Below are 20,292 nucleotides of genomic sequence, written 5' to 3' on the forward strand. Positions count from 1 at the left end.
GCCCATTCCATTCTACTTGCTATAAATAAGCTCCAAAATAATACTCTACCTTCTCTTTCGCATAACGGTCTATGCCAAGCCATGTATCTACGGATACAAAGTCCGTCCCTCGGCCGCGTTCCGGTCCAAGCCGTTCCTCAGAAGCTAATATACCTGCAAAACCCCATACCTCCATCATTACATCTCGTTCATACTGGTTAGAGGATAATACATTCTTCCAGCGCTTCTCTAATTTACGTGCGGAATCCGTCTCAGCGCAGGCATCCACCTCTGCGAGTAAATTTTTGAGAATCTGAACATCCTCAGCGGTCACCTCTACCGGCTCCTCTTTCGCTAGCAGTTCGAGATCCATCCAGCAATAGAGGAGCCAATTTAAGCGGACGCCACCCCATTTTACCCGTTCAAAATTCAAAATATTAATATCGGCATTATTCCATTCCTCATGAGTCATTAATTTATGCTCGTTACAATAGAAGCAATGGCTGTAGCTGGCACGCTCCAGAAGCTTGTCACTATATTTATGCAGGGGAAGCTTGCTGGTTAATGCATAGCTGGATAACCCGCTTCTCAGATGTACTTCTCTTGTGGATAAGCTATGTAAAAAGGCAGTAGCTACCCTGTCCTTCGTCACCTCATGCTCCAGCAAATGACGGATTCTCAGCACACACTCATCATGCGTCATCGTCACCGGATCGAACATGACCCCTTTGCTTTTGGCATATTCAAACTCTTCTCCGGCAAAAGGCAGTCTTGTCCCGGCAGGCTTCCATCCCTGCGCAGACCAAAACGTTTTGTTTAGTATTTTTTTCGCTTTAGCGTCCATCATTTCCCTCCAATTCATTTCATTACGTTATATAGTATCATTGCGGCCATTAATCTTTCAATATATGAAGCATGCTTCATAGGAGCGGAGGAGCTTCGCGCCGAATGATATTTTGATTGTCAGATAATCTATCATGAATACCATGGATATTCTGATTGTGTTATATTATCTTCCGTATTTTTATTGACAAGTCTTTATTTTTATCTATAATGATGTATAAGCGGTGGGCGAAAAGGCGATATAGTTGCTCGTAAGTCACATTTCATAACATAATCTATTGCAGCAAAGGTGTGATCGCGAATGATCGCTTCCGCCGGACAATGGAAACAGGATATTCTAAGGATTTACAACGAAATCAACAAGAAGCTGTTCAACGCCGGCGTTAAGCAGCAGAAGGTCGATTTCGTGGGCAACAAGATTATTATTTTATCCATTAATAGCCGGGTGCCCGTACTCAAAGTGCTGGATACCCATGATCCCACGGCAAGCCGCCAGATCAATCTGGTGCTGCATGAAGTATTCAAAGTCGAGATCAAGCAGGCATTTCTGGATGAATTTCAAGTCCATATTAAGGCCGTTCTTAAAGATTATGATGTGGAGACCGAGTATTCCGGTACGATCATAATTTTGGAGAAGGACCTTGAGCATTATCTGAACGCTACGTTGGAACTCTGATCTTTCGGAGAGCCGGCCTGCCGTCAGTTTTCGGACATATCCCTGCGGGGCTGTGTCCTGAACTGGCGGCTTTTTGTTTATCGTCATGAGGCTATTACTTCCTTAAGGAGCTGATTCTATGAAAAACAAAATTGAGATTGCCGGTGTCAGCAAGTGGTTCCGCCGTGACGGACAGGAGATTATGGCCATGCAGGAGACGAATCTCTCCATAGAACAAGGCAGATTTGTCAGTATTATCGGCCCCAGCGGCTGCGGCAAGTCCACACTGTTCAATATTATCGCAGGCCTGATTCCGCCCTCCACCGGCCGTGTGCTTGCAGACGGAGAGGATATCGTAGGGAAGACCGGATATGTCGGCTATATGCTGCAAAAGGATATGCTGCTGCCCTGGAGGACGATACTGGACAACATTATTCTGGGCATGGAGATCCGCGGAGTGCCGCGCAAGGAAGCGGTAGCCCGGGCCAAGCCCCTGATGGACCGCTATGGACTGAAAGGCTTCGACGGACATTACCCGGCGGAGCTGTCCGGCGGGATGCGCCAGCGTGCAGCACTGCTCCGAACGCTGCTGTATGAGCGGGATATTATTTTGCTGGACGAGCCCTTTGGCGCACTGGATGCCCAGACCCGGCTGACTATGCAGAACTGGCTGCTGGAGCTCTGGGAAGACTTCCGCAAGACGGTGTTATTCGTTACCCATGATATTGATGAAGCCATCTATCTGTCTGACGACATCTATGTCTTCTCCGGGCGGCCGGGACGGATCATCTCGAAGATCTCTGTAGATATGCCGCGTCCAAGACACCAGGAGGATACGGTATCTGCTTCATTCATGGAGCTCAAGGCTCATCTGCTGAATCTGCTGTCAAGCGGAGACCAGGAGCCAGCCACCCGTATCTCTTAGAACTCATAAACTGTTGAAGGAGAGGACAACTATGGAGAGTGTACACAAGAAAGGCTATGTCATTCACAAGCTGGAGGCTGCCCCGGCCCCGGTCTCTACAGTCAAGCTGGAGAAGCTGCAGAAGAAGCCTGTCATTATTGATGAAGAATCCGCCAGACGGCGGACGCGGCGGATCATCGGGATCGGCCGGCTGTCTGTGGCGCTGCTGATCGTGCTCTGCTGGGAGCTGTTCACCCGGATCGGCTGGATGGACCCGTACTACTGGAGCAGCCCGCTGCGGATTATGAGCACCACCTGGACTCAGGCGACAGAGGGGACGCTGCTGGAGGATATTGCGTATACCTCAAGCTCGACGGTTCTCGGCTTCATCGGCGGAACGCTGATTGGCTCGCTGCTCGGCCTGTCCTTCTGGTGGTCGCGCAAATTTGCCGGCATCAGCGAACCGTTCCTGATCCTGCTTAACGCTATGCCGAAGCTGGCGCTGGCCCCGGTGCTGGTGATTCTGCTGGGCATCGGGTTCTTCTCGAAGGTGGCGTTAGCTTTTGCCATGACAGTGGTGGTTGCGGCATTGTCGGCGCATAGCGGCGTGCAGAGTGTGGACAAGGATATGGAGAAGCTGATGTATTCGCTTGGGGCCAAGCGGCATCAGGTATTCACCAAGGTGGTCATTCCCTGGGCGATGCCCTGGATGATCAGCAGCCTGCGGATTAATATCGCTCTCTCGCTGGCCGGTGCGATTGTCGGGGAGTTCATCGCTTCAAGCCATGGCATTGGCCGTATGGTCATCTACGCCGGTACCATTCTCGATATTAATCTGGTCTGGGTAGGGGTTGTGGTTCTGTCTGCACTGTCGATGGTCATGTATGCGGGAGTGGTGCTGCTGGAGAAATGGTTGTCTAAGGGATACGGGATGAAGAAGGCTTAAGAAGCGGGCAAGCATTTCAACAAGATAGAGGAGAGAAGCCAATGATGAATGTTACGAAAATAAAGCTGTCGGCCGTCCTGCTGGCCTCTGTAGTTCTGCTGTCCGGCTGCGGAGGAAAAGGCAATGCTGAAGTGGATGCAGCCGCTGCCGGAAACGGTGCGGAGAAGCTGAAGAAGCTGGTCATCGCTGAGCCGCTGCATTATACGGGTTATCTGCCGCTGTACGTGGCGCAGCGTGAGGGGTATTTTGCTCAGGAGGGCCTTGAGGTGGAGATGCTTCAGGCTGCGGGCGGCACGCATGTCACCTCGGTGGTCAGCGGGGATGCCTGGGCGGTCATCGGCGGACCGGAGTCCAATGCGCTGGCGAATATCGGGAACTCCGACCCGATCGTCTCGGTCAGCAATGTGGTGAACCGGGCGAACGTCTATCTGATGGCCAAAAAAGGGACAGCCCCTGCAGGCAGCTCAGATGAGGATTTGGCAGCCTTCCTGAAGGGCAAGAAATTGAATGCCGGACGGCATGGCGGTACGCCGAACCTGCTGACCCAGTATCTGCTGCTGGAGCTGGGGCTTGATCCGCAGAAGGATGTGCGGCTGCTGGAGCCGGCGGACGGCTCCACGGTGGTGGCGATGGTCCAGCAGGGGGCCGCGGATATTGCGAACGGAGCGGAGCCGCAGATCAGTGACGGGATGAGCAAGGGCGTGTGGGATGAACCTTTTTACAAATTCCATGACCTGGGTGATTATGCTTACTCGGTGCTGAGCGTGAAGAAGTCCACCCTGGAGAAGGACCCGGAGACGGTACAGAAGGCGGTGAATGCTGTCGTCAAGGCGCTGAAGGTGATCCAGGAGGATAAAGAGCTGGCGATGCGTGTCCTGAAGGCGGAATTCCCTACACTCTCCGATGATGCTGCCCAGGCGGCACTGGACCGGGCGTATGACGACCAGCTCTGGAGTCCGGATGGTGTGATCTCTCAGGAGGCGCTGGATAAGGATATGGATGTGATGATCAAGACTGGCATCTACAAAGGAGAGTATACCTATGATGACCTGGTCGATATGCAATTTGTGAATCAAACAGCAGCGAAATAAACAAAGAACCACAGGTCTTCAAAAACTAAAGAGGTGACGAAAATGGAGTTAACTGCCGATCTGATTATCCCTGATAAAACTGCGCTTATTATAGTAGATGTTCAGAATGATTATTGCCATGAGGAAGGTGCGCTGGCCGCTGGCGGGAACGATGTGTCAGCAGTTGGTGAGATGATGCCGCAGCTCCACGGGTTGATTGCCGCAGCGAGAACGCAGGGAGTGCCGGTCATTTACATCCAGACCTTTCATGAAAAAGCGACGGATTCGCAGGTCTGGACCTCCCGCTCCGGGCGGGGCTCGTTGGGAGTCTGCCGCCGGGGGAGCTGGGGGGCTGAATTCTACGAGGTATCCCCGCTTCCGGAGGAGATTATCGTGAACAAGCACCGGTATAGCGCTTTTATTAATACCCGGCTTGATTCTGTGCTGCGTTCGCTGCGGATCGAAACCCTGATTATGACTGGGGTAAGCACCAATGTGTGCGTAGAGTCAACCGCAAGGGACGGGTTCATGCTGGATTATCAGATTGTGATGGCTCAGGACGCCTGTGCCTCTTATTCCCGGGCGGCGCATGACATGACGCTGGAAAATATGAAGGGATACTTCGGCGTGGTTGCTTCAGCCGCAGAGATTGAAGCGGGCTGGAAGATCTGGAACCAGCCTGTGCTGCAGCAGCTGTCATGAGCCTCGCGATGCCGTCACCGGAACGGGCCGTGAACCTCACGGCGGTTAAGGTGGTTATCTGTCTCGGGGCATTCCTGTCCAATCTGTCCGCCGGGATGTTCAATATATCGCTGGTTGATATTTCCGCTGATCTGCGGATTCCTGTGGCCTCTGCACAGTGGGTGGTCAGTATCTATCTGCTGGTTATTTCGGTGCTGCTGCCCGTAATGGGCAGGCTGGGCGACAGGTTCGGCCGCCGCAAGGTGCATAATCTGGGGCTGTTCGCCTTCGCAGCAGGGGCGCTGGGCTGCGCGCTCGCCCAGAATGAAGCGATGCTGCTGGGCTTCAGAGTCTTGCAGGGCGCCGGGGCTTCCATGTATCAGGCGACTAACATGGCCCTGATCGTCTCGCTCTTCCCTGCGGAGCAGCGGGGCCGTGCGCTGGGGCTGATGAGCACCTTCGTGGCTGCGGGCTCAATGGCGGGTCCGGCCTTAGGCGGCTTCCTGATCCAGTGGTTTGCCTGGGAGAGCAACTTCTGGCTGCTGGCCGTTGTGGCGGGGGCCGTAGGAGTGCTCGCACACCGGCTGATTCCCCGGGATACAGAGACTGCCGGAGGCCGGATGAATCTGGCCGGCGTTGCCTGGATGGCGGCCTGCCTTACTTCGCTGATGATTGCCGCCGATCTCGGCAGCCGCTCCTCGTTCCTGTCTGTGCCCGTACTGCTGCTGCTGGCGGTCTCGGTAGGGATGGCGGCGGGGTACCTGGGATACGTCCGCTTCAACCGGAGGATGACGCCGGATGCGGATAATGGCTTCAGCCTGTTCACGGACCGGAGCTTTGCCGCCGGGATTGTGATTACGGTTATCACGTATATGGCAGCATTTGCCGCACAGCTGGCGTTGCCTTCGCTGCTGCGGTTAGCCGGAGCTGAGCCTGCGTGGGTGGGGCTGATCATGATCGGCTATCCGTTGGCGCTGGTGGTCACTGCCCCTGTCAGCGGAAGCATCGCGGACCGCAAAGGGCCGCTCGGCATTCTGGCCGCCGGCCTGTTGTTGATGAGTGTCACGCTGCTGGCGCTGGGCCTTGGCTCCCCTGCGCTGAGAACAGGTGCGATGGTGCTGCCGGTGGTGTTGCTTGGCTGTGCCATGGCGATGATTACTTCACCTAACACAAGCATTGTGATGGGGCTGGCGGCAAAATCTCAGCTTGGCCGGGTCAGCAGTATGCTGGCGTTGTCCCGCAACATTGGGATGATGTTCGGAACGGCAGCCGGCGGTCTGATGATCAGTGGAGGGAACAAGCCGAACGGAAGCTATGCGGCAGTGTTCGTAGCCTGTGCAGCGGCAGTCGGCCTGTCTTCTGTCTGGCCGCTATATTCCTTCCGGCACAGCGGCAAGCGCAAAGGTGCGGAGCGTCTGCATGTACCTTAATGGAGTTGAGTTTCAGGCGAACTGAATCCCGCCCCCTCCATTCTGGGTAATATAGAGAAAGAGAGCTTAGGAGGGGACGACGATATGGGCAATCCGCTCAAGGAATTCAAGAGCAGCATCGATGGGCTGAAGCAGTCGCTGGATGGAGTGAAGCAATCCGTCGACGGACTGAAGGCTCCGGTCGATGAGCTCAAAGCGAATATGCAGGAGACGGTGGAGTCGGCGAAGCTGCGGAGTGACGGGGTGAAGTCGGAGCTTGGGCGGATGAAGCAGTCGGTCAAGGAGACCAAGGCGGTGCTCGGCGAGGTGAAGGAGACGCTGAGCGCATCGGCGGAGGTGTTGTCTACCCGGAAGCGGTATCTCAGGCTGTTCAGCCGTAAGAAGGGACGTCAGATGGCTGCCAAGGCCCGCCGTTCGTGAACGATAATCACACATCACCCGCGCCAAAAAGAAGACGCAAGCGTCAAGCGGCACCCGTGCCGTCCGACGCTTGCGTCTTTGTTCATTCCGTGTTGTATTCCGGTCCACGCGGACTGGAGGGCCGTTATTTGGGTTGTTGGCGCTACTCCGGCTACCTACCCGGACTCAGAGGTCCTTAACTAACCTGTATCGCCTCATTTTTAGCGTCACCGAGCCCTTTAACGGCTTCACAGTCCGCGGCGGGCGGAAAAGTTGTCTTTTTGAGTAAATAGGGTCCTCACAGTCCTCTGAGCATTCAGTCGGGGTGCCATCACACTACAATCGCGCTACCGCACACCGCACACCGCACACCGCACACCGCACACCGCACACCGCACACCGCACACCGCACACCGCACACCATTCTGTAGATCAATCTACCACACCATTCCTTGATGCCTCTCTGAAACGGTACAATACCCGGCGATGACCACGCGGCCGTCCTCAGCAGCCTGCAATCCCCGTAGTTCGCACCATCAAGGTGCCGTCAGGCTTAAGCTCTGGGCCGAATCGACCACAAACACAGGTACAGTCTGCACCCCAAGCTCTGTCTCCATTTCCCCGTATCCATTGTCGAACTGGCCGCTGACTGCGGCGGGGCCGGTAAACAGCGGCACCTCACCCTGAAGCAGCAGATCACGCCCATTTGCGCGCGCTACGGTTCTTCCGGCGGAGTCGAGGATAATCTCGCAGGAGAAGATCACCTTCTCACTAAGGTGAAGTTCAAGCTGTGCCGCATCAATTGGAGTATAGGCGGCGGCCTCCTGGTAGAGCTCCACGAATTCATAGCTTCCGTTCAACTGGCGGAAAATAGCTGTCCGGCCATCGGCCCCATCGGCCAGATCAGTGTCCGCAACGCGGATGGAGCCATCCTCCGCCATAAGCTCATAGCCGCTGCCGTTGAAGCTCAGGAGCAGCGTGATTCCCTCCGGCCGGAGGGTGTATCCGGTGAAGGCCAAGCGCCCGTCCGCCCGGCTGCCGGTGGCGACTACTACGGGAACCCCGGAGTATGCAGACAGCGGCTCGTCAAAAGTCAGATTACTCAGCCCCGCCGCCTCCGGTACCACCTCGCCGGTCTGCGTCGAGACTGTGCCGTCCTCGCTCAGCGCAGCGTAGATCAGCTTGCCGCCGGAGTCTATACCGGCTACAGCTACCTTGGCCCCGTAGCGCCCGGTGACAGAGGCCGTTAGCGTGTAGCTGCCCTGCACTTCGCCGCCCGGCAGCAGCCGTACCGGCTCGGCCAGGTTCCAGGCCAGCGTCGCCGCAGCGGTCTCCCCGGAGGTGTCCTGCACCGGGGCCAGCTCTGCATACAGCCTGATGGCATCCGCATACCGGCCACCCCGCACATGGCGCTGGCCCTCGCGGAGCAGCCGGGCGATGCTGCTGTCGATCAGCTTCAGCACCTTGGAGCTGGTGATGCCGGCAGATGCCGCATAGCTGCGGTAGCGGGCGGCATGTCCGGCGAAGGCTGCGGTGTGGTCACCATCCAGATCCTTGTTCAGGATGAGCGAAGCGCTCTCCTGAACCTGCTTGTTAAGCCAGGGCGCAGTATAACTATGATTCTTATAAGCTTCTTCTATAGAGAGGGCGCTCTCCAGCATGGGCCCGAAGCTTCCGGCTGCGGCCAGAGCCTTGAGCCTCGCGGTATCATGGGCCTTGAAGCTCGCAGCGAGCAGCTTATCCTTGGCGGCGGTTCCCCCGTAATAGTCTGCCGGAATCTGCAGCAGGCTCCATTTGAGATTGTCCGTACTGCCGCTGTCCGTCCCCGAATCTGCCCCCTTAGAACCTGCGGCAAGTCCGGCCAGATACTCATCCTTGAACTGCCGGAACCCGGCGGTCATCCTGTCTGAGACGCCTGAGTCCGCTGAGAGCTGGCGGTAATAGGCTTCATAGGGACCGCCCGGCGTCATATACTTGCTCTTCAGGCTGAGCAGGGTAGCATAGCTCTCCATCATTCCTGCGAAATCCTTCACAGTCAGCTGGTCCGTAAGCGTTAAGGACAGTCTGCTTAGACTGCTGCGGATGCCCGTGATGGGAGCCAGCTCTGCCAGTCTTGCATTAATTTCTTCTTCTTTATAGAAAATCGCGTGGTTGGCCGCTGCTTGGCGGTACCGGCTCTCGGCAGCGATAAGCTTCCCGGCAGCGTACAGTTCTCCGGCTTCTTGTACATCCTTAAGCTTATTCTTAATCCCCAGCGCCTTCTGTCCCAGCGGGAGCAGCATCAAAATACACAGAATAATCATAATATTCCGCAGGGTTATAGCCCGTATGATCGTCATATAATATAGCCCCTTTATTTCATAGATAAGGATTAGAGCGGCAGTCAGCTTCTAACCTTACACTTCAGGGTCCCAGCGGTACTTCAGCTCACGGATCTCCTCAACCTTGGCATCCAGGCCGTTCCACGGCTCATAAGGATTCGCGGCAATCAGTCTGGATAAGCGCAGGAACCGGTCCTTGGGCAGCTCCTGTACATAGCGGCCGATCATGCCGGAGTAGAGCAGTGCGTATCGCTTCATGCGCACCGCAGCACTGGCAACGGCCGTCATAATGTCCAGCCCCTTATCCATTTCGAGAATCTGCACCTCGTAATTCTTGACATAGCGCAGGGTGCGGTCTTTGATCAGCTCGGGACGGACCCTGGCGATCTCGCCGATATATTCAGCCAGCAGCGGCTCGAAGTCCTTCAGCAGCAGCTGCTCCAGCTCCAGCGTCATGTCCTTGCGCAGCTGGAAGCCGTGCAGCAGGGCGACACGCTGGCGGGAGATCCGGTCTCCGCGCAGCAGCACGGAGATCTCGCGCAGCTTCTCATAAGCGAGCACATCATTCTCGCGCAGGACCGTCACGGCTTCCTGGCGGTTCAGCTCCAGATCTTCCTTGATGCTATAAATATTACGGCCAAGCAGTTTGTTCAGCGCGTACAGATTTTCGTTCTGCCGTACTTTTCGCTGCGTATAGTAGACCAGTCCGGCTAATACAAGACCGCCTGCGCCGCACAGTAACATCTGCTGCAGATTTTGTCCGAAATAGATTCCGGCCAGGGTCAGCAGGAGAATAACGAGCAGCCGGGTCTGTACCCTGCGCCCGGCTAAGGAAGCTGCATACTTCTCTACCGGAGCCAGCGAGGCACGGCCGCAGTGGGTGCAACGTTCCTCGCCCAGCGCGGTGTAACGGTGGCAGCGGCGGCAGATGCGCAGCTTCTCGAAGGCGTAACGGGGAGCCTTGAAGGGACGGAAGATCACCGGTTTCTTTTTACTCACGGTCCGTATCTCCTCCGTTCAATGCAGCCAGCAGGCGCTCGTCGATATCCTCACGGATGAGCGGCTTCCGCTGGCGGGAAGCATATAAAATGATCTGAATCACAGCATAGAGAAACGTTATCCCGAGTATGGCGTATGTAATCATGGAACTCTTCCTTTCTGCTCTGGTTACGGTCTTTTAATCAAATATTCAGGAATGCGGCGTATACTTAGAATAGTCTATCCGGCTCAGGATGGCGATTGCCACTAGCGGAAGTGCCGGTCCAGCGGTCACTATGTTGAAGTTTACAAGGTTTAATTATATCATAATGGCATGCTATTGACAGAATTTAGCTATGCGTTACGGATCTGCCATATCCGCCTAATTTCACACAAGAGGAGCCCTATTTATGCTTCGTAACGAACGTTATTTCAGCAAGGCCAAGAATAGACTGCAGCGCATATTGCCTGTATTGCTCATGATCTTATGCATCACTGTATCTCCATATGCTGCTTCGCGAGCCAGCGCGGCTTCAGCCGCACCGTCACATATTGACGCTGTGCTGCTGATCGATGTCAGCAACTCGATGAACAAGAGCGACAAGAACAAGATAGCCAATGAAGCGATGAAGATGTTCATAGATATGTTATCCACCCAAGGCGACAAGGTAGGCATTGTGGCCTACACCGATAAGGTGCAGCGTGAGAAGGCGCTGCTCGGCATCAAATCCGCCGGCGATAAGGAGGATCTGAAGAATTTCATCGACGGGCTTAGCCGCGGACCCTACACGGACCTGGCGGTCGGGATGGAAGAAGCGGTGAAGGTGCTGGAGAACGGCAGCGATCCCGGCCATGAGCCAATGATCGTCATGCTGGCGGACGGCAACAATGACCTGAATGAAGCCAGCGGCCGGAAGCAGTCCGATTCCGACAAGGAGCTGAAGGCGGCAGTAGAGTCTGCCAAGCAGAAGGGGTATCCGGTATATACCATAGGGCTGAATGCGGACGGCAAGCTGAACAAGAATATTCTGGCCGGGCTGTCCAGTGAGACAGGCGGCAAGGCATTCACTACCAATTCCGCCGATGATCTGCCGCAGATTCTCAGCGAGATTTTTGCCAGCCACTTGAAGTTGAAGGTGGTGCCGGTGCCGTCTATTACGGCAAACGGCGATTATCAGGATGTAACGGTGAACGTGCCGAACAGCAGCGTGCTGGAAGCGAATATCTCCATTATGTCCTCGAAGCCGGTGACGGCGAAGCTGAGCGATCCTTCCGGCAAGGAAGTTGCTATTCCCTCGGATAAGGTGCTGCTGTCGAAATCGTCCACCTACACTCTGATCAAGCTGCTCGCGCCGGAGCAGGGGGACTGGAAGCTCCAGGTCAAGGGCGTGCCCAAGGACAAAATCGACATTAATCTGGTGTTCAACTACGATCTGGAGCTGAAGCTGGATGCTCTGCCAGCCAAGTCTTACGGCAAAGGCGACAAGGTGGAGATCTCTTCCCATCTGTACAGCAACGGGGCGGAGGTAACGGAAGGCAGCCTGTATCAGGAGATGAAGGCGGTGCTGCTGGCGACCGATGCCGATACCGGCCAGGTGCAAGAGATTCCGCTGGACAATTCGGGTGCTGCGTTTAAGGGCACTTTTGAGATACAAGACAGTCATGAATATAAGCTGAAGGTCCGGGCCGAGGAGAGCAGCTTCTACCGCGAGAGCGACGAGCTGACCATCAACGCCAAGACGGGAACGGTAGCGACCGCCCCGCCGTCAGCAGGCACTCCTGCGGGCGAAGAACCAGCCGCTGAGAAGACCACGAACACGCTGTATTATATCATCGGCGGCATTGTGCTGCTGGCTGCGGCTGCCGCATTCTGGCTGCTGCGGAGTAAGGCAAACAGAGGGTTCGTCGGACAGATGGTGGTGGAGGTGCTGGATACCAATACCGGGGAGAAAACCTATCCGCAGTACAAGAAGCTCTCCGGCTTCCGCGGCAAGTTCACGCTTCATCAGCTGCTGCAGCTGGCCCCGGAGCTGAAGGAGAGCGAGAAGCTGGTGTTCACGCCCGGGACGAATGACCGGCTGCTGCTGCGCAGCGGCGAGGGTATTACGGTTGAGCGTTCAGGCCGTGCCGCAGATATCTCACGTGGCCTGGAGATGAAGAGCGGGGACCGGGTAACGGTCTCTCTGCAGACGGTAGATAAGACGATTTCTTTGGAATATTTGATCTGATAAGCAGGCTAAGTTTGTGCTCCCGAAGCGATTATACGAAATGATTCGGGCTGCATAGGCTATCACAACTTTTGGGGGAGAACCTATGAAACCGGTAGTAAGAGAACATATTCAACAACTGGATGTATCGCTGGGCGGAGGGATTGTCAGCGACAAGATCAGAGTAGATACCATCGACAACCCGATCCTCATTATCGGGCTTGGCGGCACGGGCATCGATGCCCTGCTGCGGCTCAAATACCAGATTAACCGCCGCTTCAAGCTGCCTGAAGATCCGTTGTCCAAGAAGAAGCGGGATAAGCCCGACAACGTGGAATTCCTGGCGTTCGAGACCAATGAACAGGACCGCGGCAAAAAATACAAGGGCATCGGCCTCGACCCGCAGAATGAATTCGTGCTGCTGGCCAATGCCGAGATCGGCGGACTGCTGCAGAACCGCAGCATCCTGGATTCCTACATTACAGACTGGCTGTCGCCGGAGCTGAGCATCACAGACGGCATGAATGGAGCTGCCGGGGTGCGCCAGGCCGGACGTCTGCTGCTGTTCACAAAGATCAACCAGGTGGTTGCCGCCATCGACAAGAAGATTAAGACCCTATCTGTCGGCACCAGCAAGAAGCTGATGGTCTTCCTGCTTACCGGTCTGTCCGGAGGAACCGGCAGCGGGGCGTTCCTGGATATTGCCTACATCGTGCGCGGCATTATTGAACGTGACTATGGCGCAGCCGGGATAGACCGTGTCAATACGCTGGGCTATCTGTTCACACCGGACGTCAACCTGTCGAACAAAAGCCTCAGCGAGCATACCCGCGAGTATATCCGTAAGAACGGGTATGCCGCGCTTAAAGAACTGGATTACTGGATGAACGTGGACAGCCGGGGCGAACGGTTCCGCCAGAAGTACGGCAATATTCTGAGCGTCAACTCGCCGCTGCCGCCGTTCAATCTCTGTCATCTCATCTCCGCAACCAATACGGAAGGCAAGCTGCTGGAGAACGCCTACGATTACTGCATGAACGTGACGGCTGAGAATATCACCAACTTCATGGCCAGTGAAGAGAAGGCCTCCGGCGAGGAGTTCGCCATCCATGACTATATCAGCAACATCCGCACGAACATTGCCCAAATGAACAAGACCTATCCTGCCAACTATGAGTACAACATTATCGGGGCATCCTCGGCCGTGCTGCCGATTGAGGAAATGACAACCTATCTGGCTTACCGCCTCTTCGACAAAATGGACAAGATGTTCCATCACGCCCCGAACCAGGAGGATGTGGAGAAGATGGCGCGCAAGCTCGGCATCGATCTCGATACGATGATCAAGACGTTCGAGTCCCGTGTGCCGGAGCCGCTGCCGGGTTATCAGAACAGCGAGCGCCTCAGCCATGCGAATGTGGTCAAGAATCAGGTCGTCAGCATGGATACGGAGCTGGAGCAGAACTTCCTGGCCCGTGCGCGTGAGGAATATATCAAATCCAAGAAGCAGCTTCCAGGCGAAATTGCCGGACAGTTCGGCGAAGAACTGGAACGCATCTTCCTGCACCCTGAACAGGGGCCGTTCTATGTGTCGCGGCTGCTCTACACAGAGAAGGGCTTCTGCATCCTGAAGCTGATCCAGTCTTATATTGAAGCGCTGCGCGAGAGTCTCTTGCGCCTGCCGCGTGATATTGAGACCGCCCAGGAGAGTGCAGAGGATAAGCTGGGCGATGCGCGGAGCGCTTTTGTGTCCAAGGAGAAGAAGAAGAACGCCTATATTGAAGCCAAAATCAATGAATACTGGCTGCACGCCGATGTGGAGCGCACCGAGCAGATGATCCAGTTCTATGAAGATCTGTATGAGCTGCTAAATGAAGAGAACAGCCGGATCTACGGGGTATTCACCGAGATTCTGACCGCGCTCAGCTCGATCTTCGAGAAGAACGGCGACATTCTGATTAACGGCGAAGAGCAGGCAGACCATAAGGGCAACAAAACCTACTATTGGAATATCGTCAACGTGCCGGATATCTCGGCGACCATCTCCAAAATCATGGACCAGAAGGACGGCGATGATCTGATCCGTGACTTCACACGCGAGATGCTGAAGCATTCCGGACGCTGGGTAAGAGAGCAGGAGATTGATATTGTCCGCTCCATCTCCGAGTTCCTCAGCGACAAGTTCGGGGACCTCATTACCCGTTCGATGGAGGATTTCCTGGTGATGAAATACGGGCGCGAGGAGCCGCTGGATAAGTTCGTGGAGCGGATTATTGCCGGACGTCTGGATGAGGATGCGGTGCCGATTTTCCACCTCAGCAACAGCTCTGGCAGTCTGCACTTCCCGTCCTGGGGCTTCGTCTCTGTGCCGGTGAAGGCGCCGGGAATTCTGAAGGGTGTGCGGAATTATCAGAATAATGCACTCGGCAAATCGCAGTTCACGATCAAGGAGAGCGAGGTCAAGAACCGGATTTTCTGGCTGAATACACGCAACGGGGTGCCGCTGTTCGTCTATACGCCGCTCCGGGTGTACGAGGAGAACTACGAGCGGACCATTCTAGACAAGGAAGGCATCGGCCGCCATCTGGTGATGACCGATAAGGACAACTGGACCTATCTGCCTTCGCCGATCCCGGAGAAGTCCTGGGGCGATACGTATGCGAATCCGCGGGTCCGTGAGTACAATGCCAGAGTGCGTGCAGATTTCGGCCGGGCGCTTGCGTCCGGTGTGATCATCGAGAAGGGTGTAGATGAGAACACGAGCAGCCGCTTCTCCGTGATCTTCACGAAGCCGCTGGATCTGGGCAAGCTGCTGGACGCTTATGATCTGCAGCTGGATGCGCCGCGTCCGAATCTGGGTGAAGTGCGCAAGGCTGCTGAGGAGCTAAAAGCGCTCCGCACAGGAGGCCTTGAACGCGAAGCCGTGAAGGATATCTTCGGCAGCATTAATCTGGAGCTGGCCCAGGAGAACCTGATCCGTTCCCCGCAGCTCATTGCCCGTGTCCGTGAGGAGCTGGCGAAATACGATGCACTGGCAGCTAAATCTGCGGAACTGGAAGCACTTGTACATCAGCATCTGGATGAAGACAAATGGCTGGACCAGTTCATTGAAGCATTGTACACCGATACGATCACCAAAAAAGGTGCGCTCTATGTCTACGACCGCGACGAGGACGAGGATGCCTGGGAGCCGTTCGCGAATCTGATGAAGGAACGCAGCTATGTGGAGTATGCCGTCTACCGCCATTTCCGTGAGCTGGATGAGAAAAGCCGCAGTCTCCTGCTCCGCAAGGCAGCGCGCCGGGCCGGAGAAATGACCGCAGCTGAAGATGTAACTCCGCTGCTGTATAAGCTGGAAGGAATGTATGTCTCGTTCCTGGAAGCGCGTGACGCTCTGGAATATGAGCGGGTAGAGCATGCTAACGGAGACGAAATGTACGGCTTCTACAAGAGCCTGACCGGCAAGCTTGGCAGCATCCGCAGAAAGCTGAAGTAGGCCTATGATCAGAGATCAGGCCTTACAATATGCTGAGCAATACGCTGCCCAGGAGGAAGCACAGCATCATAAGGGGGATGGGCGCAGCAGTATCCATTACCCTGCGCTGTTCCTGTTCCTGGGCGATAAGGTGACCCCGGCCATCGGCCCTGTGCTGGAACGCTGCCAGCGCAAATGGGACAATGCAGGCGGCGTGATGGCGCTGCATGCCGGTTCGCACAACGGCAGCGGCAGTACGCAGGAGAAGGAAGGAGTCAAGGGGCGGATCGGCAGCGGAAACAGCAGCGTCCATGAACGTGTGATGCACATGACCCTGCCGGATACGGCAGGGCGTGATCCGCGTACGGTCCGGCGTGAGCTGTACCGTGAATTTCATGAGGATAGCCAGTATTTGGCCGGAATGAACCGGACGCTGCGCAGCTTAAGCAACAGCATAGCAGATTACGGACGGCTGTATTCTTCTTTTGACGTCATCCATCTGTCTGTCATTACACGGGTCGATGATCCGCAGAATGTGCTGTTGCCGGAGATCGTGCTGCTGGCCCGTGCGATTCTCAGCCAGTCGTTCAAATCGGTACAGATTGATTTGTACGCGCTGATTAACGAACGGGAGCAGGGGGATAACTTCGGCTATTCCAGCTCGGTCGGGCTGGCTTGTCTGCGTGAGCTGGACGGGATGCAGGCGGCAGATTATGCCTTAAGCGCTCCGCTGCTGGTGACGGAGGAAGGACTGTCCATTCCTGTGATGCATGGCCCTTCTCCGCTGTTCGATCTGGTCTATCTGCTCTCCGATAAGAATGAGCGCGGACTGATGTCGGTCCACGGCATGGACGACAATTACGAGATTATCGCCCACATCAGCCTGCTCAAGAACCGGGTCCGGCCTGCGGCCGATCAGGCCTCCGGGCATGGCGGCTACAATAATATGACGTTCAAAAGCGGCATCCGCGGCAGCACAGGCAGGCAAGGCTACGCATCTGCCGGCTTCTCGGCGGTGCGGCGGCCGAACCGCCAGATTGCGCTGGCGGTGCTGTACCATGCGCTGCATTATCTGTCCGGGCGGCTGCGTGCAGGCCAACCCCGGAGTCTTAAGGAGCGGCAGGCGATGCTTGGCCTTGGAGCGGATACCCTGCGGGACCGCGCGGCAGAATTGCTGCCGGAGCAGTCCGCTCTCGCGGAGATGACCGGGCTGATGAGCCACGGACGTCCGTCCTATTCACAGCTGCGGATGCTCTCGCTGCGCGAGGCTGAGGAGCTGCTGTTCGGGGAAGGGGCGCAGGCGTACTTCCGCAGTAATTTTGCGGAGGTGTCTGCTCGCAGGGCTGCCGGGATTGATCCGGCCCGGGAATGGACTGGAGTGCTGGCTGCCGAGGAGGCAGGGGCCTCCCCGGTCACCTTCTACCAGCTGGCGGAATGGACCAGTGAGAAGACAGGTGAGGGAGGCAGCGTGCTGCAGGCCTTGCGCCAGCATATGGGCGGCTTGCGTTCCGCTCTGCTCTCCGCGCAGGAGGAGCTGGAGCGGCTCTATGCAGAGAGCGTGGAGCGCCAGCCGTTCCAGCGGGTGCCGCTGCTGGACAAACGGACGGTGCGCAATTTCATTCATTACCTGTTCGAGTCCGTCTACGGCAAGAAGTATGAGATTCTGCTGCTGGAGAGCGAACTGGCGCTCTGTCTCCGCTATGACGCTGCACTGGAGCAGCTGCACGCAGACAGCAGAACGAAGGTTGCGGCTATGGACGCATTGGAGGAGGAGCTGCACAGCGTGGCCCTCGCCAGCATCGGCCGCAGCAAAGAGACCGTGGATCAGAACATCATGGAGTATTACCGCAGTGTGACGGACGAGGTCATGAAGGATATCGAGACCCGGCGCGGTGCGGGGATCTTCTTCAGCGAGCGGTTCATGGGCAGTCTCTCCGGGCTGCTGGTGAACGGAGGCGGCCAGGCTGTTGCCGAGCGGCTGATCGAGCTGTGCCGCCGGGAGCTGCTTACCGCGGGGCCGTTCACGCTTCCGTTCGAGGAAGAGCTGCTGCGGCGTGCCAATGTTGCAGCCGCCTACGAGAACCGGGATATCGTCTCCAAGGAGGAGCTGTTCAAGCAGCTCTACCGCAGTCTGGAGGAGGAGGCGGCGATGAATGTCCGCCTGTTCGAGTATACGCAGGAGCACCGCCATGAGGAGAAGTACTTCTTCGGCGACAGCTCCTCCGAATTTCTGCGTTATGCTTTCAGCGCCGATGAGACCACCCGCATCTACCGGCTCGGCTTCGTGCATGAGCAGCGCCGCAGCGGCGTGGAGAAGCTGAACCTGATGGGCGGCTTCCACCTGGAAGACCTGCTCTACTACCGCAACGGCAAGGTCTATTACGAGACTTATGCCGGCAACGGATACCAGCTCCACGGTCTGGAAGAGAAGCAGCTGCCGGAGATGAGATGAGTGGCGATTAGATATGATGAGTGCTGATGAGCGGAGATGGGACGAGTGCTGATGAGCGGAGACGGGATGAGATGAGAAGAGTGCTATCACAAACTATTATATTTGGTCAGGCTACCACAACCGCAGGATCTATAGTCCACGCGAGTTCGGCGGCTGACCGGACGCTGCTGGAAGTGAGCCGGATGGCAGAAACAGAGGGACAAATCCCTCTGATGCTGGCGGAAATAGGCCGGATGGCAGAAAGAGAGGGATAAATCCCTCTGATGCTGGTGAAAGTGAGCCAAATGGCGGAATGAGAGGGATAAATCCCTCTGACGCTGGTGAAAGTGAGCCAAATGGCGGAATGAGGGGGATAAATCCCTTTGATGCTAATGAGTGTGGGCATAGTGCCCCTGATTTCACCGAAAGTGTGACGAACCGCCAAATGAGGAGCACTAATGCCCCAGAATTCTCCGAAAGTGTGCAAAACCACCAAATGAGGAGCACAAATGCTGTTAGTGTTAACCGTGGACACCCGTTAAGAGAATAGAGATAATTAGTTTAACGAGGAGGTGTCCCCATGAGTGGAACACGGAGAAGCTACAATGAAGAATACAAAAGACAGACCGTCAAGTACATCCAGGAGCAGACGAAAACGGTAGCGGAATTGGCCCTGGAGCTGGACATCCCCGCCAAAACGTTGCATAAATGGCTAGGACAGTATCGGCAGTTTGAGAATGAGCCCATCATTACTCCAGACAAATACAGAGAGCTGGAACGTCAACTGAAGGAGAGGGAGCGAGAGCTCGCAGACCTGACCGAAGAGATGGCCATCCTAAAAAAAGCAGTGCACATCTTCAGCAACCCAAAGAACTGAGATTTCAGCTTATTGAAGATCATCGCTCCGAGTTCCCTGTGGAGAAGATGTGCCGTGTCTTTCAGGTGTCCCGGAGCGGTTATTACAAATGGAGAACAGCAGAACCTAGCCCCCAAGCCACCCGCAAAGCGTTGCTATTAAAGCGGATAGCCTATCATTTCCATGACTCTAAGGGTCGCTATGGCAGTCCCAAAATCAAGGTTCTCCTCGAACGTGAAGGGCACCGGGTCAGTGAACGCACCGTAGGAAAGTATATGAAGGAACTCGGTCTGCGCTCTTGTGTCGCGAAACGATTTCGGGTATGCACCACCGACTCCAACCATCCGTTACCCATTGCCCCCAACCTGTTGAACCAGCAATTTCACACGGAAAAGCCGAACCAGACGTGGGTGGCGGATATCACCTACATTCCCTGCCGGGAAGGACGGATGTACTTGGCGAGCGTACTGGACCTGTGTACCCGGGAGATTGTCGGCTGGCGGCTTAGCGACCGGATGACCACTGACCTCGTACAAGGCGCTCTGGACGCTGCTTATCAGGCCAAACGCCCCGGGAAGGGCTTGATTCATCATTCGGATCGGGGCTCCCAGTACGCCTCTGCAGACTACCGGGAACGCCTAAAGTCGTACCAGATGACTGCAAGCATGAGCCGCAAAGGAAACTGTTATGATAACGCCTGTATCGAATCGTTTCACAGCCTCTTAAAAAAAGAGTTGGTGTACTGGAATCGATTTAAAACGAAGCAACAGGCGTATGATGCCATCTTCCAGTACATTGAATTTTTCTACAACCGCAAACGAATCCATGGGGCGCTGGGTTACGTTTCTCCGGTTCAGTTTGCAGCCACATTTAAGCGAAAAACGATGTAGTTGTTGTCTACTTTCTTGACAGGAGTCCAAAATGCCCCTGAATTCGCCGAGAGTATGCCGAACCGCCAAATGAGGAGCACTAATGCCCCTGATTTCACCGAAAGTGTGCCGAACCGCCAAATGAGGAGCACAAATGCCCCTGATTTCGCCGAAAGTGTGCCGAACCGCCAAATGAGGAGCATTAGTGCCCCTGATTACTGGAGGGGCGGCCGAAAATCCGAGGGTTC

The 20,292-nt window shown here is 55.7% G+C and carries 17 protein-coding genes; 13 read left to right on the forward strand and 4 right to left on the reverse strand.

Annotated elements, in window-relative coordinates; all coding sequences use genetic code 11:
* Positions 1-19: 19 nt before the first annotated feature.
* Positions 20-823, reverse strand: coding sequence for a hypothetical protein (locus tag NSS83_RS24610; RefSeq protein ID WP_341348763.1), 804 nt, complete (start codon positions 821-823; stop codon positions 20-22).
* 300 nt (positions 824-1,123) lie between these two features.
* Between NSS83_RS24610 and NSS83_RS24615 the strand changes: the two genes are divergently transcribed.
* From NSS83_RS24615 to NSS83_RS24645, 7 genes are all read left to right on the forward strand, one after another.
* Positions 1,124-1,498, forward strand: coding sequence for a Na-translocating system protein MpsC family protein (locus tag NSS83_RS24615; protein ID WP_341346717.1), 375 nt, complete (start codon positions 1,124-1,126; stop codon positions 1,496-1,498).
* Positions 1,499-1,616: 118 nt separating this feature from the next.
* Positions 1,617-2,402 (forward strand): ABC transporter ATP-binding protein, encoded by a 786-nt coding sequence (locus NSS83_RS24620; RefSeq protein WP_341187043.1) that lies wholly within the window; start codon positions 1,617-1,619, stop codon positions 2,400-2,402.
* Between the two features lie 31 nt (positions 2,403-2,433).
* Complete coding sequence (locus NSS83_RS24625) at positions 2,434-3,327, forward strand: ABC transporter permease (RefSeq protein WP_341187044.1); 894 nt, start codon at positions 2,434-2,436, stop codon at positions 3,325-3,327.
* Between the two features lie 44 nt (positions 3,328-3,371).
* Complete coding sequence (locus NSS83_RS24630; RefSeq protein WP_341348764.1) at positions 3,372-4,418, forward strand: ABC transporter substrate-binding protein; 1,047 nt, start codon at positions 3,372-3,374, stop codon at positions 4,416-4,418.
* Positions 4,419-4,460: 42 nt separating this feature from the next.
* Entirely contained in the window at positions 4,461-5,099 is a 639-nt protein-coding gene (locus NSS83_RS24635; protein ID WP_341346718.1) for an isochorismatase family cysteine hydrolase, read from the forward strand.
* Positions 5,096-6,508 carry an MFS transporter gene (locus tag NSS83_RS24640; RefSeq protein WP_341346719.1) on the forward strand — a complete coding sequence of 471 codons (1,413 nt, stop codon included), beginning with the start codon at positions 5,096-5,098 and terminating at the stop codon, positions 6,506-6,508. The genes NSS83_RS24635 and NSS83_RS24640 overlap by 4 nt, the downstream gene beginning before the upstream one ends.
* Positions 6,509-6,592: 84 nt before the next feature.
* On the forward strand, positions 6,593-6,928 hold the full coding sequence (locus NSS83_RS24645; RefSeq protein WP_341346720.1) for a hypothetical protein: 336 nt from the start codon (positions 6,593-6,595) through the stop codon (positions 6,926-6,928).
* 515 nt (positions 6,929-7,443) lie between these two features.
* Here the strand turns inward: NSS83_RS24645 and NSS83_RS24650 are convergent.
* The 3 genes from NSS83_RS24650 to NSS83_RS24660 are packed head-to-tail and all read right to left on the reverse strand — an operon-like array spanning position 7,444 to position 10,372.
* Positions 7,444-9,246, reverse strand: coding sequence for a hypothetical protein (locus NSS83_RS24650; RefSeq protein WP_341346721.1), 1,803 nt, complete (start codon positions 9,244-9,246; stop codon positions 7,444-7,446).
* 57 nt (positions 9,247-9,303) lie between these two features.
* Positions 9,304-10,227 (reverse strand): hypothetical protein, encoded by a 924-nt coding sequence (locus NSS83_RS24655; RefSeq protein ID WP_341187049.1) that lies wholly within the window; start codon positions 10,225-10,227, stop codon positions 9,304-9,306.
* Positions 10,220-10,372, reverse strand: a complete 153-nt coding sequence (locus NSS83_RS24660; protein ID WP_341346722.1) for a hypothetical protein — start codon at positions 10,370-10,372, stop codon at positions 10,220-10,222. The genes NSS83_RS24655 and NSS83_RS24660 overlap by 8 nt, the downstream gene beginning before the upstream one ends.
* 244 nt (positions 10,373-10,616) lie before the next feature.
* On the opposite strand from NSS83_RS24660, the gene NSS83_RS24665 reads away from it, so the two are divergent.
* From NSS83_RS24665 to NSS83_RS24690, 6 genes are all read left to right on the forward strand, one after another.
* The gene (locus NSS83_RS24665) at positions 10,617-12,434 is read left to right on the forward strand and encodes a vWA domain-containing protein (RefSeq protein ID WP_341346723.1); all 1,818 of its coding nucleotides are present in this window, start codon (positions 10,617-10,619) and stop codon (positions 12,432-12,434) included.
* 85 nt (positions 12,435-12,519) lie between these two features.
* A complete protein-coding gene (locus NSS83_RS24670; protein ID WP_341187052.1) occupies positions 12,520-15,909 on the forward strand; it encodes a tubulin-like doman-containing protein in 3,390 nt (1,129 codons plus the stop codon).
* 4 nt (positions 15,910-15,913) lie between these two features.
* Positions 15,914-18,340: a transcription initiation factor TFIID gene (locus NSS83_RS24675; RefSeq protein ID WP_341346724.1), complete on the forward strand. Its 2,427-nt coding sequence runs from the start codon at positions 15,914-15,916 to the stop codon at positions 18,338-18,340.
* A 71-nt stretch (positions 18,341-18,411) separates the two neighbouring features.
* Entirely contained in the window at positions 18,412-18,594 is a 183-nt protein-coding gene (locus NSS83_RS24680) for a hypothetical protein (RefSeq protein ID WP_341346725.1), read from the forward strand.
* A 305-nt stretch (positions 18,595-18,899) separates the two neighbouring features.
* Positions 18,900-19,196 (forward strand): transposase, encoded by a 297-nt coding sequence (locus NSS83_RS24685; protein ID WP_341346726.1) that lies wholly within the window; start codon positions 18,900-18,902, stop codon positions 19,194-19,196.
* Positions 19,197-19,207: 11 nt separating this feature from the next.
* Positions 19,208-20,065 carry an IS3 family transposase gene (locus NSS83_RS24690; protein WP_341348716.1) on the forward strand — a complete coding sequence of 286 codons (858 nt, stop codon included), beginning with the start codon at positions 19,208-19,210 and terminating at the stop codon, positions 20,063-20,065.
* The last annotated feature ends 227 nt before the right edge of the window (positions 20,066-20,292 follow it).

It is taken from the genome of Paenibacillus sp. FSL H3-0469 (assembly GCF_038051945.1).
GTDB lineage: Bacteria > Bacillota > Bacilli > Paenibacillales > Paenibacillaceae > Paenibacillus_AQ.

Bases quoted from the DNA above. Each gene is read 5' to 3' on its own strand.
- NSS83_RS24680 (WP_341346725.1), top strand. From the start codon at position 18,412: ATGAGAAGAGTGCTATCACAAACTATTATATTTGGTCAGGCTACCACA.
- NSS83_RS24640 (WP_341346719.1), top strand. From the start codon at position 5,096: ATGAGCCTCGCGATGCCGTCACCGGAACGGGCCGTGAACCTCACGGCG.
- NSS83_RS24620 (WP_341187043.1), top strand. From the start codon at position 1,617: ATGAAAAACAAAATTGAGATTGCCGGTGTCAGCAAGTGGTTCCGCCGT.
- NSS83_RS24630 (WP_341348764.1), top strand. From the start codon at position 3,372: ATGAATGTTACGAAAATAAAGCTGTCGGCCGTCCTGCTGGCCTCTGTA.
- NSS83_RS24625 (WP_341187044.1), top strand. From the start codon at position 2,434: ATGGAGAGTGTACACAAGAAAGGCTATGTCATTCACAAGCTGGAGGCT.
- NSS83_RS24675 (WP_341346724.1), top strand. From the start codon at position 15,914: ATGATCAGAGATCAGGCCTTACAATATGCTGAGCAATACGCTGCCCAG.
- NSS83_RS24650 (WP_341346721.1), bottom strand. From the start codon at position 9,246: ATGACGATCATACGGGCTATAACCCTGCGGAATATTATGATTATTCTG.
- NSS83_RS24610 (WP_341348763.1), bottom strand. From the start codon at position 823: ATGGACGCTAAAGCGAAAAAAATACTAAACAAAACGTTTTGGTCTGCG.
- NSS83_RS24645 (WP_341346720.1), top strand. From the start codon at position 6,593: ATGGGCAATCCGCTCAAGGAATTCAAGAGCAGCATCGATGGGCTGAAG.
- NSS83_RS24615 (WP_341346717.1), top strand. From the start codon at position 1,124: ATGATCGCTTCCGCCGGACAATGGAAACAGGATATTCTAAGGATTTAC.
- NSS83_RS24660 (WP_341346722.1), bottom strand. From the start codon at position 10,372: ATGATTACATACGCCATACTCGGGATAACGTTTCTCTATGCTGTGATT.
- NSS83_RS24670 (WP_341187052.1), top strand. From the start codon at position 12,520: ATGAAACCGGTAGTAAGAGAACATATTCAACAACTGGATGTATCGCTG.
- NSS83_RS24635 (WP_341346718.1), top strand. From the start codon at position 4,461: ATGGAGTTAACTGCCGATCTGATTATCCCTGATAAAACTGCGCTTATT.
- NSS83_RS24685 (WP_341346726.1), top strand. From the start codon at position 18,900: ATGAGTGGAACACGGAGAAGCTACAATGAAGAATACAAAAGACAGACC.
- NSS83_RS24665 (WP_341346723.1), top strand. From the start codon at position 10,617: ATGCTTCGTAACGAACGTTATTTCAGCAAGGCCAAGAATAGACTGCAG.